The organism is Marinobacter bohaiensis, assembly GCF_003258515.1.
GTDB lineage: Bacteria > Pseudomonadota > Gammaproteobacteria > Pseudomonadales > Oleiphilaceae > Marinobacter_A > Marinobacter_A bohaiensis.
Genome location: NZ_QGEH01000001.1, coordinates 691,171 through 704,740 on the forward strand (window position 1 = coordinate 691,171; position 13,570 = coordinate 704,740).

Annotated in this window: 14 protein-coding genes; 6 read left to right on the plus strand and 8 right to left on the minus strand. The window is 65.1% G+C overall.

The genetic code is table 11. The annotated features are described in order from the left end of the window. Positions 1-10: 10 nt before the first annotated feature. The 8 genes from DKK67_RS03070 to kdgD all read right to left on the minus strand — a co-directional run bounded on the left by DKK67_RS03070 (position 11) and on the right by kdgD (position 7,851). Positions 11-1,036, minus strand: a complete 1,026-nt coding sequence (locus tag DKK67_RS03070) for an Ldh family oxidoreductase (protein WP_111494281.1) — start codon at positions 1,034-1,036, stop codon at positions 11-13. A 35-nt stretch (positions 1,037-1,071) separates the two neighbouring features. Continuing rightward, the gene (locus DKK67_RS03075; protein ID WP_111494283.1) at positions 1,072-1,875 is read right to left on the minus strand and encodes an NAD-dependent epimerase/dehydratase family protein; all 804 of its coding nucleotides are present in this window, start codon (positions 1,873-1,875) and stop codon (positions 1,072-1,074) included. Between the two features lie 72 nt (positions 1,876-1,947). Continuing rightward, positions 1,948-2,811 carry an amidohydrolase family protein gene (locus DKK67_RS03080; protein WP_111494285.1) on the minus strand — a complete coding sequence of 288 codons (864 nt, stop codon included), beginning with the start codon at positions 2,809-2,811 and terminating at the stop codon, positions 1,948-1,950. A gap of 2 nt (positions 2,812-2,813) precedes the next feature. Continuing rightward, positions 2,814-3,950, minus strand: a complete 1,137-nt coding sequence (locus tag DKK67_RS03085; protein ID WP_111494287.1) for a mandelate racemase/muconate lactonizing enzyme family protein — start codon at positions 3,948-3,950, stop codon at positions 2,814-2,816. A gap of 31 nt (positions 3,951-3,981) precedes the next feature. Then, positions 3,982-5,265: a TRAP transporter large permease gene (locus tag DKK67_RS03090; protein WP_111494289.1), complete on the minus strand. Its 1,284-nt coding sequence runs from the start codon at positions 5,263-5,265 to the stop codon at positions 3,982-3,984. A gap of 4 nt (positions 5,266-5,269) precedes the next feature. Then, positions 5,270-5,818, minus strand: coding sequence for a TRAP transporter small permease (locus DKK67_RS03095; RefSeq protein ID WP_111494291.1), 549 nt, complete (start codon positions 5,816-5,818; stop codon positions 5,270-5,272). Between the two features lie 80 nt (positions 5,819-5,898). After that, positions 5,899-6,900 carry a TRAP transporter substrate-binding protein gene (locus tag DKK67_RS03100; RefSeq protein ID WP_111494293.1) on the minus strand — a complete coding sequence of 334 codons (1,002 nt, stop codon included), beginning with the start codon at positions 6,898-6,900 and terminating at the stop codon, positions 5,899-5,901. A gap of 33 nt (positions 6,901-6,933) precedes the next feature. After that, positions 6,934-7,851 carry a 5-dehydro-4-deoxyglucarate dehydratase gene (kdgD, locus tag DKK67_RS03105; RefSeq protein ID WP_111494295.1) on the minus strand — a complete coding sequence of 306 codons (918 nt, stop codon included), beginning with the start codon at positions 7,849-7,851 and terminating at the stop codon, positions 6,934-6,936. Positions 7,852-8,498: 647 nt separating this feature from the next. On the opposite strand from kdgD, the gene pqqA reads away from it, so the two are divergent. From pqqA to DKK67_RS03135, 6 genes are all read left to right on the plus strand, one after another. Then, complete coding sequence (gene pqqA, locus DKK67_RS03110; RefSeq protein ID WP_111496744.1) at positions 8,499-8,570, plus strand: pyrroloquinoline quinone precursor peptide PqqA; 72 nt, start codon at positions 8,499-8,501, stop codon at positions 8,568-8,570. Between the two features lie 74 nt (positions 8,571-8,644). Continuing rightward, a complete protein-coding gene (pqqB, locus tag DKK67_RS03115; RefSeq protein WP_111494297.1) occupies positions 8,645-9,583 on the plus strand; it encodes a pyrroloquinoline quinone biosynthesis protein PqqB in 939 nt (312 codons plus the stop codon). Next, the gene (gene pqqC, locus DKK67_RS03120) at positions 9,580-10,338 is read left to right on the plus strand and encodes a pyrroloquinoline-quinone synthase PqqC (protein WP_111494299.1); all 759 of its coding nucleotides are present in this window, start codon (positions 9,580-9,582) and stop codon (positions 10,336-10,338) included. Before pqqB ends, pqqC begins: the two co-directional genes overlap by 4 nt. Then, complete coding sequence (pqqD, locus tag DKK67_RS21770) at positions 10,335-10,601, plus strand: pyrroloquinoline quinone biosynthesis peptide chaperone PqqD (RefSeq protein ID WP_162628728.1); 267 nt, start codon at positions 10,335-10,337, stop codon at positions 10,599-10,601. Before pqqC ends, pqqD begins: the two co-directional genes overlap by 4 nt. Beyond that, entirely contained in the window at positions 10,594-11,721 is a 1,128-nt protein-coding gene (gene pqqE / locus DKK67_RS03130) for a pyrroloquinoline quinone biosynthesis protein PqqE (protein WP_407657808.1), read from the plus strand. The genes pqqD and pqqE overlap by 8 nt, the downstream gene beginning before the upstream one ends. Before the next feature lie 7 nt (positions 11,722-11,728). Next, positions 11,729-13,567, plus strand: coding sequence for a S9 family peptidase (locus DKK67_RS03135; RefSeq protein WP_111494303.1), 1,839 nt, complete (start codon positions 11,729-11,731; stop codon positions 13,565-13,567). The last annotated feature ends 3 nt before the right edge of the window (positions 13,568-13,570 follow it).

Here is a 13,570-nt window from a genome sequence, read left to right on the forward strand (position 1 = left end):
GCCCAGGCCATCAGTTCTCCCGACCTTCCAGAAGCCGGAGTAAGTCGTCGTGAAGCGCCTTGGGAATCGTAACGCCCTCCGCCAGGCTGCGCCTTCTGGCCGCATGGCGACGTTGGGACGGCAAGCGGGCACCCTGGTCGAGGACACCGGCAAACAGTGTCTCGGCCCGTTGCAGGTGGGCCTCGGTATCCGCTCCGAGAAAGGCGTGCGGGTCCAGCGCCAGAATGAATTCCCCGTGCTGCGGCTTGCCGTCGCCATTGGCATTCGCTGGCTGCGTCTGGTGCCCCAGGCGGTCGCCGATGAGCGGGCCGGCCAACAGCTCGATCATGATCGACAGGACGGTGCCCTTGTGCCCGCCGAAAGGCAGCAGCGCCCCGGCCAGGGCGGCCGTCGGATCGGTTGTGGGCTGGCCGGCCTCATCGAGTGCCCAGCCTTCGGTGAGCGGTTTCCCGGCCCGACGATGCAGTTCGATCTCGCCACGCGCGACGGCACTGGTGGCGAAATCGAACACGAACGGCAGGCCGTCCGGCCGGGGCCAGGCGAACGCGATGGGGTTGGTGCCCAGCAGCGGCGAATGCCCGCCGGCCGGTGCCACATACGCGTGACTCGGCGTCATCGCCAGCGCCGCCAGCCCCTGTTCCGCCAGGGATTCCACTTCGGGCCACAGTGCCGAGAAGTGAAAGGCGTTGTTGATGGCCAGCACCGCCACACCCTGGCTGCGGGCCTTATCGACCAGTGCCTGGCGCGCCGTCTCGAAAGCCAGCAGCGAGCAGCCGCCGGCGGCGTCGACGTTGACCACCCCGGGGGCCCGGTCGGATACCTGTGGCACCGCCCGGGGATCAACGCCTCCGTGACGGACCGTGCGCACGCAGTCCAGCAACCGGTAAAGCCCGTGCGAATGGCACTCGTCGCGTTGGGCCGCCACCATGCTCCGGGCGATCGCAGCGGCGTGTTCGTTCGAGAAGCCATGATGCTCAAGGACCTCAACGCTCAACTGCCAGGCTTCATCGAGCGACAGTCTGGTGTGTTCCGTCATGGAGATCGCTCCTGTGCCGGGACGTGTTGCCTGACTTAGCCGTTGTCGTCCGGATGACCGGCCGCAACGAACTTGCCGCCCTGGTAGACGACTGCCGGGTCGCGCGGGTCGATGTCGTTGTCCTGCGCCTCGACTTCCGCCCGCCAGGGCTCGGAGCTGTCCTGCGGGACCCAGCCGAGGAAGGCCGACTTGCTGTTGTCCCACCACAGCTCTGTATTGGCGGAGGCACCATAGATGACGGTGTAGCCGAGTTTGGGCGCCACGAAGGCTCGCTTCATCAGGCGCATGAAGTCCTCCACACTCAGCCAGGTGGCCATCATTCGCGTGTCTTTCGGCTGGGGAAAACAGGAGCCAATGCGCACGCTGAGGGTCTCCATGCCGAACTTGTCGTGATACAGGCTTGCCAGATCCTCGCCGAAGCATTTGGACAGGCCGTACAGGGAGTCCGGCCGGCGCGGCACCTCGGTATCGATGCGCGTGGTGCGCGGGTAATAGCCGATGGTGTGGTTGGAGCTGGCGAACACGATGCGCGGCTTGCCCAGGTGACGGGCCGCTTCATACAGGTTGTAGGCGCCGATGATGTTGGCCTGGAGGATGCTGTTCCAGGGCTGCTCCACCGACACACCGCCCAGGTGGATGATGCCGTCGCAGTCCCTGACCAGTTCACGGACGGCCTGGGCATCGGCGAGGTCACAGGGGACCAGTTCTTCATGGGCGGCGGCTTCGCCGAGATCGGCGATATCGGACAGGCGCACGGTCTCGGCCAGTTTGTTCAGGTGCGGGCGAATCGCGGAACCCACGCCACCGGCGGCGCCGGTCACCAATAAACGCTTGAGCATGGTTTTGTCTCCTTACTTTGCCGGCCAGCGTGGTTGGCACGCTGGCATCGCGTGATGGATGTCGGTTTCGACTCAGAAGCCGTAAAGCCTCGCCGGGTTGTCGACCAGAATCTTCTGTTGCTGCTCCGGAGTCGCCCAGTCGAGCAGCACGTCGAGCTGGTCGGCGTCGCTGGGGTAGTTGTCCCGGGAAACGCCGACGTGGGGCCAGTTGGTGCCCCAGATGATGCGCTCGGGCGCATGGGCGATGACGCGCCTCGCAATCGCTCCGACATCGGCGTATTCGGGGGCGCTGGTCAGGCTGGCTTCATAGCCGGCGCAGATCTTGAACCAGGCGTTGCCGCGATCGAGCAGCCGCAGGATGTCGTCGACCCGGGCATCGTCCGCCGGCACCGGGGGCATGAATTTGCCGATGTGGTCGATGATGTATTCGCTTTCGAGGCGCTGCAGGTTGTCGATATAGTCGTTCAGCTGGCAGCCGTTGAACTGCACCATCAGGTGCCAGCCCAGCGGGCGGATGCGCTTCTCGACGGCAAGCATGTCCGCATGGGTGACCGCACCGCCAGGCAGGTTCATGATCCGCGCCCCGCGAATGCCTCTGTCGTGCCAGGCCTGCAGGTCGCGGTCCGGTGTGTCGGGCGTCACCGCCGCCACACCGCGGGCGGTGTCGGGGCCCAGCTGTTCCAGGGCTGCAAGCAGGGCGCGGTTGTCCCGCTGGTAGGCGTTGGGCTGGGTGACCACGACACGCTCGAGCGACAGCCATTGCTGGAGCTTGCGATAGTCCTCGACCGTGGCCAGCTCGGGAATCTTCGGTCCGCCGGGTTGGGCCTCGTAGCCCGGCAGGTACAGGTGAATGTGGCAGTCGGTGGCTCCGGCCGGCGCCTTGAGTCTGGGCGCCGGACCTTCGAGCGGGCGGGTGTTGGCGGGAATCTCTGACACGCTTATGCCTCCTTCAAAGCGAACTGGCGCAGGGCATCGCGGTTGATCTCGATGCCCAGGCCGGGACCGTCCGGGATCGGCACCACGCCCTGGCTGTGTTCGATGGGCGTTTGCACGACAGCCTGACGGAAGGGGTTCTTGGTGCGATCGAATTCCATGATCGGCTCGATCGGGTTGCGCCGGGGCGGGTTGGGCGGCAGCGCCGCCATAACTTGCAGGCTGGCTGCCAGACAGACCGCCGTGCCCCACACGTGCGGTACCAGGCGCACTCCGAATAGGGCCGCCATGTCGACCACCCGGCGCATTTCCGAGAACCCGCCTACGCCACAGACATCGGGCTGGACGATATCCACCGCGCGGGTCGAGAGCGGTTCGAGCATGGCGTAGCGACCGTGCCAGTTCTCGCCACTGGCCACCGGTAAGGGCTGGCCATCGCGGACCGCACGGTAGGTGGCTATCTGCTCGGGCAGGACCGGTTCCTCGAACCAGTCGATCCGGTAGCGCTCGGCGCGTTTGCCGACCTCGAGCGCCTCCAGCAGGTCGTAACCGTGGTTGGCGTCGATCATCAGGCGCCGCTCGGGGCCGATGGCGTCGCGCGCGGCGGCGATGGCGCGCAGGTCTTCCTCGACGTCGAAGCCGATCTTGATCTTGACGCCGTGGAAGCCTTCGCGGGCGTAGCCGGCTACTTCATCGGCGACATCCTGCACCCGGTCGACGCCTTCGCGGCGGAACGAGCCCGTGGCATAGGCCCGTACGCTGTCCCGGAAGCGCCCGCCCAACAGCTCGCTGACCGGCGCACCGTAGTGCTTGCCCTTGATGTCCCACAGCGCGATATCGATCCCGCTCAGGGCGGTGACGGTCAGCCCGCGCTGGCCCTGGTCGCGCAGGCGGTTGTAGAGGTCGAGCCAGAGTTTTTCGGTTTCCAGCGGATTGCGGCCGATCAGGGCGGCGGCGTAGGTGTCGACGACGGCGGCGTTGGGTTTCGCTGGGCCCAGGCACTCGCCCCAGCCCACCGTGCCGTCGTCGCAGACCACTTCCACCAGACAGTGCTGGCGTCTTTCGAAGCGCATCGACGCGCTTTCGAAGGCCTGCTCGAGTTTGTAGTCGAGAATGTGCGTGTGTATGCGTTCAATCTTCATGTCGGTTAGCCCATGAACGAATAGAGGAAACTCACTGCTCGAGGAAGCCGGGCAGCGTCAGCGAGATCGCCGGTACGTAGGTCACCAGCATCAGCACCGCGAACAGCGCCAGGTAGAACGGCCAGATGGTGCGCACCGCCTGCTCGATCTTGATCTTGCCGATCACACTGCCAACGAACAGGCAGGAGCCGACCGGCGGTGTGCACAGGCCCAGGCCAAGGTTCATCATCATGATGATGCCGAACTGGATCGGGTCCATGCCGAACTGCGCGGCCACGGGCAGGAAGATCGGCGTGCAGATCAGGATCAGCGCCGCCATGTCCATGATCATCCCCAGCCCCAGCAGCAACAGGTTGAGCATCAGCAGGATGACGTAAGGGTTGTCGGAGATGCCCAGCAGGGTGTCCGTCAGCAGTTCCGGCACGCTGTACAGCGCCAGCAGGTAGGAAAACGCCGAGGCGCAACCCACCAGGATCATCACCAGCGACGTGGTGCGTACCGCCTGGTAGACCGCCCGCTTGAAGGATTCCCAGCGCAGCTCGCGGTAGACCAGCCCGGTCACCACGATGGCGTAGATGGCTCCGAAGGCGCCGGACTCGGTCACGGTCAGGACGCCCGACAGCACCCCGCCGACGATGATCACCGCGGTCATCAGCCCGGGAATCGCCGCCGCGAAGCTGATAATCAGCGCCGACCAACCGGGGAACGGCTCGCCCTGATAGCCCCGCTTCACCGCGACCACGTAAGCGGCCACCGCCAACGCCAGACACATCAGGATGCCCGGTACGATGCCGGCGATGAACAGCTGGGTGATCGAGATGCCGCCGCCCGCCGCCACCGCATAGAGAATCATGTTGTGGCTGGGCGGAATCACCACCCCGGCGACCGACGAGGTGACGGTTACGTTGACCGAGTAGTCGGCGTCATAGCCTTTTTCTTTCATCACCGGAATGAGCAGCGAGCCCAGCGCCGAAGTGTCGGCCACCGCCGAACCCGAGATGCCGCCGAACAGCATGGACGAGCTGACATTGACCATGCCCAGCCCTCCGCGCACGCGACCCACCGCCGCCGACGCCAGACGTACCAGACGCGTGGAAATACCGCCGTGCAGCATCAGCTCGCCGGCGAAGATGAAGAAGGGAATGGCCAGCAGCGAAAACACGGAAATGCCGGAGAGAATCCGCTGGAACCCGACGAACAGAGGCAGCCCCTCGTAGAGAAACGTCCCCACTGCGGCCATGCCGACCGCAAAGGCCACCGGCGCGCCGACCACGAGACCCAGGAAAAACAGACCGAACAGGATCATCAGTCCCATGGCGTCAAACCTCCCTCAACTTGAACAGGCGCTGGACGATGTTCACGCCCGAGAACAGCACCATCAGCGCGCCACAGATCACCAGTGGCGCCGCCCGCCAGCTTTCGGAGATACCGATCATGGGCACCGGGCGGTCCAGGTTTTCCAGGACCAGGTAGCCGCCCTGCCAGGCCATAAAAACGCCGAAGCAGGCGACGAACAGATCCGACAGGTAACGCATGATGGTGCGGGGAACGCGTGGTAACGCTTCGCGCACGAAGTCGATGCTCAGGTGGCTGTTGTTGCGGACGCCCGCCGCCGCCCCGAGGCAAGTGATGTAGACGACGATCACCAGGGAGGACTGCTCCACCCAGGTGGGCGTGTCGTTGAGCACATAGCGGCCGAACACCAGCCAGCCGAACGTCATGATCAGGAAGACCATCAGCACGCCCGCCACGATGATGCAGAGATGGGCGAGCCCATCCAGCGAGCGATCGAGCAGCGCCTTGCGCCCGGTGTCGGCCATCGGCGTTTCGGCCACCGGCTCGTTGAGTTGATCGGAGTAGGAATTCACGGTAGCTCACCCTTCCTCAACGCTCCGGTGCACTGCCGGGCCGGAGCGTTGAGGGACTGTTGTGATGATGGTGCCAGGGGTTACTGCGCCGCCTGAATGTCTTTGACGAGCGATTCAAGCTGCGGGTTCTGGGCGATGAAGTCATCGTAGATGGGCTGCATCTTGTCCTGGAAGGCGGACTTGTCGGCCACGTCGTTGATCTTCACGCCCGCATCCAGGACGGTCTGCCGACTCTTCTCGACGCGCTCCGCCCAGAGCTGCCGCTGCGTTTTAGCGGCGTTCTCGGCGGCCTGGCGAACCGCCTGCTGGTCCTCCGCGCTGAGTTCCTCCCAACTGGATTTGGCGATGCACAGGCACTCCGGCAGGATCAGGTGCTCGGTCAGCGAGTAGTACTGGGCGACTTCGTAGTGGCCGCTGGTTTCGTAGGACGGGTAGTTGTTCTCCGCGCCGTCGATGACGCCGGTCTTCAGCGACTGGTAGACCTCGCTGTAGGCCATCGGCGTGGCGTTGCCGCCCAGGTTGTCGATCATGTCCACGTACAGGTCGTTGTTCATGACCCGCACCTTGATGCCCTGGACGTCAGCCGGCGTATTGACCGCATGGTCGGTGTTGTACAGGCTGCGAGCCCCGGAGCCGAACCAGGACAGGGCGATCAGGTTCTTCTCGGCGAGGGCATCGGCAAAGCGCTGGCCGATCTCGCCGTCCATGATCCGGTACATATCGTCGACGCTGTTGAAGATGAACGGCAGGGACAGCACGTTGGTCGCCGGCACGATCGGGCCCATCGGCCCCATGTTGAAGTTGGCGAAATCCAGTGCGCCGCTGCGGGTCTGCTCGATGGCGTCGGGCTGATCGCCCAGCACCGCGTTGTGATAGACCTTGGGCTCGACGCGCCCGTCGGTTTTCTCGGCGACTTCCTCAGCGAAGCTTTCCAGGGCCTCGCTGTTCGGGTAGCCCGGCGGGTGGATGTTCCAGCCGCGCCACTGTTCAGCCTGGACCGGCAGGGTCATGGCGCTGAGGGCGCCTGCCATCGCCGTGATTTTCAGACAACCGGTGACAGAAAAGCGCTTTGTTGTAGGCATGATATGGCTCCTGTTGAGTTGTTTGTTTTGTCGTTACAGGTGTTGGGCGGTATCGATCAGTCCCTTGAGTTGTTGCCGCTCGTCCGCGGTTGGCATCACCAGCGGCGGGCGGACGTGTCCGGCGGGTTTGCCGATGAGGGCGGCGCCTTCCTTGATCAGGCTGACCGCATAGCCCTTCCGGTTTTCTCGCAGTTCGACGAAGGGAATGAAGAACCGCCGGGTTATCTCGCCGACCACCTCTCGGTTGCCGTTCCTGAGGGCCCGGTAGAACGTCAGCGCCATGTCCGGCACGACGTTGAAGACCGCCGAGGAATAGGTGGTCACGCCGATGGAGAGATAGGCTTCGGCGAGGATCTCCGCCGTGGGAACACCGCCAATGTAGATCAGCCGGTCGCCGACGGTCTTGATGATCCGGTTGAGCGCCTGGATATCGCCGTTGCCATCTTTCAGGCCGATCAGGTTGGGGCAGGTTTCGGCCAGGTGTTTGACCGACGCGGCGTTGAGGATGCCGTTGCCGCGGTTGTAGTAGATCACGTTGATGGAGGTGGCCTCGCAAATCTGCCGGGCGTACTCCACCAGGCCGTCCTGCGGGCACTCGGTGAGGTAGGGCGGCATCAGCAGAATGCCGTCGGCGCCGGCCTCTTCGGCGGCCCGGGCATACGCCTGACCGGCCCGGACGCTCAGCCCGGCGCTGGCAATCACCGGCACCCGGCCGCCCACCGTATCAACGGCCAGGGCAACGATCTGGCGGTACTCGTCCAGTGTCAGGCTGAAGAACTCACCGGTTCCGCCGGCCACGAATACCGCGGAGATATCGTGACTGACAAACCATTCCAGGCGTTGGCGGTAGCTTTCGGCGTCGAACTGGCCGTTGGCGTCGAAGTCGGTAACGGGAAACGAAAGCAGGCCGTCCCCGACCGCGTTAATGACATCGCGTTGAGATAAGTTCACTGGTCATCCTTGTTCCGGTTTCTTGTTTTTGACGTTATCGCGGCATGACGTTGGTGACTGACTCAGGACAACCGTGTCGAATCCTGCGAGGTGGCTGTCTGTTGTCATACATCATACATATGTGAGGCTAGAAGCCGTTTGCGGAGCTGGCAATGTCGACATTGGTCGATAAGACTAAAGGCTAAGTCATTTGACCGACACCAAGGCGTTTTTAATTTTAAGCCAATGAAATATAAGACTTTAATCTGGAGTGGCGTGTTCGGATTTCCTGTCGATGATGGCCGGGACGGTGATTGACCGGTCGCTGGCGAGTCCGTGGACGGAGAGGCGGTGACCGCCGCTTGCCCCGGTATCATCTGATGCTCCGGCAGCTCCGTAAATACCGAAAGAAACCCCGTTAATCCGGGCGTTCGACGTCGTGCGGGCATGCGGTGGTGGCGTATTCGGTGTATTATGTTAGCAAGCAAACGATATAGTCGGCCCGCCGGGTCCGGCGCCGTCTTGCTTCCTGGAATGACACCCATTGCACGCAAGGAGGGAACGATCCCTACGAAGTTCGTTCCAAAGTATCATGTTGACCCTGCGCGATTCCTTCTAGGATCGAAGAGTGGCATTCATTCACCCGCAACAGGTAAGAGGTAACGTCTATGTGGACCAAGCCCGCGTTTGAAGACATGCGCATCGGTTTCGAAGTCACTATGTACTTCGCCAACCGTTGAAGTTTCAGCTGCGTAAGCAGATTGATTGAACGGCCGGCTCCCACAGCCGGCCGTTTGCGTTCCGGAGATCCCCCATGCAGATTCATGTTCTCGGTTCCGCTGCCGGTGGGGGCTTCCCCCAGTGGAACTGCAATTGCACCAACTGCCAGGGCCTGCGCGACGGCACCCTCAATGCCCGTGCGCGCACCCAGTCGTCGATCGTGATCAGCGAAGACGGCGAGCGCTGGATCCTGTGCAATGCCTCCCCCGATATCCGCGCCCAGCTGGCGGCGTTTGCCCCCTTGCAGCCGGCCCGCGCCGTGCGTGACACGGGTATCGATGCGGTGCTGTTGATGGACAGCCAGATCGACCACACCACCGGCCTGCTGACCCTGCGTGAGGGCTGCCCGCTGGACGTCTGGTGCACGCCCCAGGTCCATGAGGACCTGTCCACCGGTTTCCCGCTGTTCACCATGCTGGAGCACTGGAACGGCGGCCTGAACTGGCACGATATGCCCTATGGCGACGAGACCGTGTTCACGATGCCCGCCGCGCCGTCCCTGCGCCTGACGGCCCTGCCGCTGCTGAGCAACGCGCCGCCGTATTCACCACGGCGCGGCAAGACCATCCCGGGGGACAACGTGGGCCTGTTCATCGAGGACACCCGCAGCGGCACCACGGTGCTTTACGCGCCGGGCTTGGGCCGGCCGGACGACCGTCTGAAAGCCTGGATGCGCCGCGCCGACATCTTGCTGGTGGACGGCACCGTGTGGGACGACGATGAAATGAAACGCCGCGGCGTGGGCACCAAGACCGGTCAGGAGATGGGACACCTGGCCCAGAATGGCCCGGGCGGCATGATCGAGCTGCTCGATACGATGCCCGCGCGGCGCAAGATCCTGATTCACATCAACAACACCAACCCGATCCTGGACGAGGATTCCCCGGAGCGCGCGATCCTCGACCGCCACGGCATCGAAGTGGCCTGGGACGGGATGCATCTGGACCTGGAACGGGAGGGGGGAGCCGAATGAGCCGCATTGAACAGCCGCTGGACCGGGCCGCCTTTGAGCAGGCCCTGCGCGACAAAGGCCAGTACTACCATATCCACCACCCATACCACCGGGCCATGTACGCCGGGGAATGCACCCGCGAACAGATCCAGGGCTGGGTGGCGAACCGCTACTACTACCAGGTGAACATCCCGCGCAAGGATGCCGCCATCATGGCCAACTGCCCGGATGCCTCAGTGCGGCGCCAGTGGCTGCAGCGGGTGCTCGATCACGACGGCGCCGAAGGCGAGGACGGCGGCATCGAAGCCTGGCTGGGGCTGGCCGAAGCGGTCGGCCTGAGCCGGGACGAGGTGATTGATCAGCGCCACGTGCTGCCCGGAGTGCGCTTTGCGGTGGACGCCTACTACCACTTCGCGCGGCGGGCGACCTGGCAGGAGGCGGCCTGCTCGTCACTGACCGAGCTGTTCGCGCCGGAGATCCACCAGTCGCGGCTGGACAGCTGGCCGCAGCACTACCCCTGGATCGAGGACAACGGCTACGGCTACTTCCGCAAGCGCCTGGGCGAGGCCCGCCGCGACGTGGAACACGGCCTGACCATCACCCTGGATCATTTCACCACGGCGGAACAGCAGCAGCGGGCGCTGGACATCCTGCAGTTCAAACTGGACATCCTCTGGAGCCTGCTCGACGCGCTGACCATGGCCTACGTCCACAAGACGCCGCCGTACCATACCGTGACGGATGCCCAGGTCTGGCATCGGGGACTCGATCGATGAAAACGCAAACGCCGAAACTGCGCCCGGGTTTCCGCTACCAGTGGGAACCGGCCCAGGAGGCCTACGTGCTGCTGTACCCGGAGGGCATGGTCAAGCTCAACGGGAGCGCCGGTGCTATTCTTGGGGAAGTGAATGGTGAGCAAACCGTCGGCCAGATCATCGACAGCCTGCAGGCCCGATTCCCCGACGCCGGTGACCTGTCCGAGGACATCTGCCAGTTCCTGGAGGAAGCCCGTGAGCGACACTGGATCATCCTTGAGTAACCCCCGGCCGGGACCGCCGTTCTGGCTGCTGGCGGAACTGACCTACCGCTGTCCGCTGCAGTGTCCGTACTGCTCCAACCCGCTGGATTTCGCCCAGCAGGGGCAGGAGCTGGACACCGAGGCCTGGATCCGCGTGTTGCGCGAAGCCCGGGCCATGGGCGCGGCCCAACTGGGTTTCTCCGGCGGTGAGCCGCTGGTGCGCCCGGACCTGCCCGAGCTGATCGCCGAAGCGCGCCAGCTGGGCTTCTACACCAATCTCATCACCTCCGGCATCGGCCTGACCGAAGGCAAGGTCAAACAGTTCCGCGAGGCGGGGCTGGACCACATCCAGGTCAGTTTCCAGGCCTCCGACCCGGAACTGAACAACGCCGTCGCGGGCTCGCGCAAAGCGTTCGACAGCAAGCTGGCCATGGCCCGGGCAGTGCACGCCGAGGGCTATCCGATGGTCCTCAACTTCGTCATCCATCGCCACAACATCCACCAGATGGACGACATCATCCGCCTGTGTGAAGAGCTGGGCGCGGACTACGTCGAACTGGCCACCTGCCAGTACTACGGCTGGGCTTTCGAGAACCGCGAGGGGCTGATGCCGTCGGCGGCGCAACTGGCCACCGCCGAGAAGACGGTCAACGAACACCGCGAGCGACTGCAGGCGGCCGGCTCGGCCATGCAGCTGATCTTCGTCACCCCGGACTATTACGAAGAGCGCCCCAAGGCCTGCATGAACGGCTGGGGCAGCATCTTCCTGACCGTCACGCCGGACGGTACCGCGCTGCCGTGCCACAGCGCCCGCATCTTGCCGATCGAGTTTCCCAACGTGCAGGAATACGCCCTGCAGTCGATCTGGTATGACAGCCCCGGCTTCAACCATTACCGCGGCGACGCCTGGATGCCCGAGCCCTGCCGCTCCTGCGACGAGAAGCACAAGGACTTCGGCGGCTGCCGCTGCCAGGCCTACCTGCTGACCGGCGACGCCGACAACGCGGACCCGGTGTGCGACAAGTCGCCCCATCACGAACGCGTGCTGGCGGCCCGGCGCGCGGCGGACCACGCCACCGCCGGCCTGGCGGACCTGACCTACCGCAACGCCCGCAATTCGCGGGTGATCGTCAAGGCCTGACTCTCTGGTGGCCGCTCTTTCCGCGCACGCCGCCGTGGGTGCCTACGCCCAGCGCGACAACCTGCGCTGCGCCGAGGGCGGCGTGTTCTGGCTGGAGAGCGATCCGGCCACCGGGCTGGTGGGTCTGCACGCCTGGCGTGACGGCGAAGCCCGCCGGCTGACGCCCCGCGAGTTCGGCGTGCGCAGCCAGGTCAACGGCTACGGGGGCGGCGCGTTCTGCGTGCTGCAGGGCGCCGTTTACCTGGTCAGCGGCGGCGACCAGCAAATTTATCGCTTCGACCTGGACAGCGGCGCGCTCGGCGCCGTGAGCGACCAACCAGAGTGTCGTTTTGGCGGTTTGGTGGCGGACCCGCGCCGCGGCCGCATCCTGGCGGTGTGCGAACACCTGGACGACGGCTTCGGGGTGGGGCAGAGCTTGGTGGCGCTGGACGTGGAGACCGGTGCCCTGCTGACGCTGGCCGGGGCCGAGCGCGGGCCGATCAATATGGGCTGCCCCACGCTGTCGGCCGACGGCCGCCTGCTGGCCTGGGTCGAGTGGACCTTGCCGGCGATGCCCTGGGAGCAGACCCGGCTGCGGCGGGCAGTACTGGACCGTTCCGGCCAGGTGGCGGCGGTGGAAGACTGCTCCGCCCCGGCACCGGCGTCGATCCAGCAGCCGCGCTATGTCGGCGATGCCCTCTACGCGCTGTCGGACCACGGTGGCTGGTGGCAGCCTTACCGGGTGGATGACGGCAACGGCTGGCGGATACTGTCGCGGGATCGCTGCGATCACGCCAACGCCCCCTGGCAGTTGGATGAGCGCCATGACGCCTGGCTGGACGGCGAGCGCTGGGCGCGCGTCCAGTACCAGTCCGGCCTGGGCTCACTGGTGCTGGTGGACGAGCAGGGGCGGCGGCAGCAGCGGCTGGCGGAGGCGTACACCGATTTCCGCCACCTGCAGGTGATGGATCGGCGGATCCATGCGATTGCCCGCAGCCCTTACCGGCTCGACAGCATCGTGCGCATCGACCCGGAAACCGGCGACTGTGAGACGTTGGCGGGCGGTGAGCAGACGCCCGCCTGCCAGGAAATGGCGCCGCCGGAGCCCTTCAGCTTCGATGCCCGCGACGGTCAGCCGGTGCACGGCTTCCTGTACCGGCCGATGGTGGAGGCGAGCCAACCGCCGCCGGTGGTCATGCGTGTCCACGGCGGGCCCACGTCCGCCGCCTATCCGGTGTTCGATCCGCAGGTGGCCTTCTGGACATCCCACGGCTTTGCGGTGGCGGACGTCAATCACCGCGGCAGCACCGGCTACGGCCGGGCGTTCCGCATGGCGCTGCAGGGCCGTTGGGGGGCGTCCGATCACGAGGACATCTGCGACGGCGTCAGCCACCTGGCGCGGGAACAGCTGGTGGACGGCGAGCGGGCCTTCATCATGGGGCGCAGCGCCGGTGGGTTTACGGTGCTCAATGCGCTGATCCATAGCCCGGTGTTCCGCGCCGGCGCCAGCCTGTTCGGGGTGAGCGACCCGGAGTCCCTGCGCCACATGACCCATCGCTTTGAATCCGGTTACCTGGACTGGTTGCTGGGCGATCCGGACACCGAGCGGGTGACCTGGCAGCAGCGTACGCCGCTGTTCTGGGCCGACCGCATCACCTGCCCGGTGATTTTCTTCCAGGGCGAGCAGGACGCGGTGGTGGTGCCGGAGCAGACCGAGTCCATGGCCCACGTGCTGCGTCGCTGCGGCGTGCCGGTGGAGGTGGTGCGTTTCGCCGACGAGGGCCACGGCTTCCGTCATGCGGAGAATCAGGTCACGGTGATGGAGCGGACGTTACGCTTCTTCCGACAGGCGCTGGAGGAGGGCTGACCG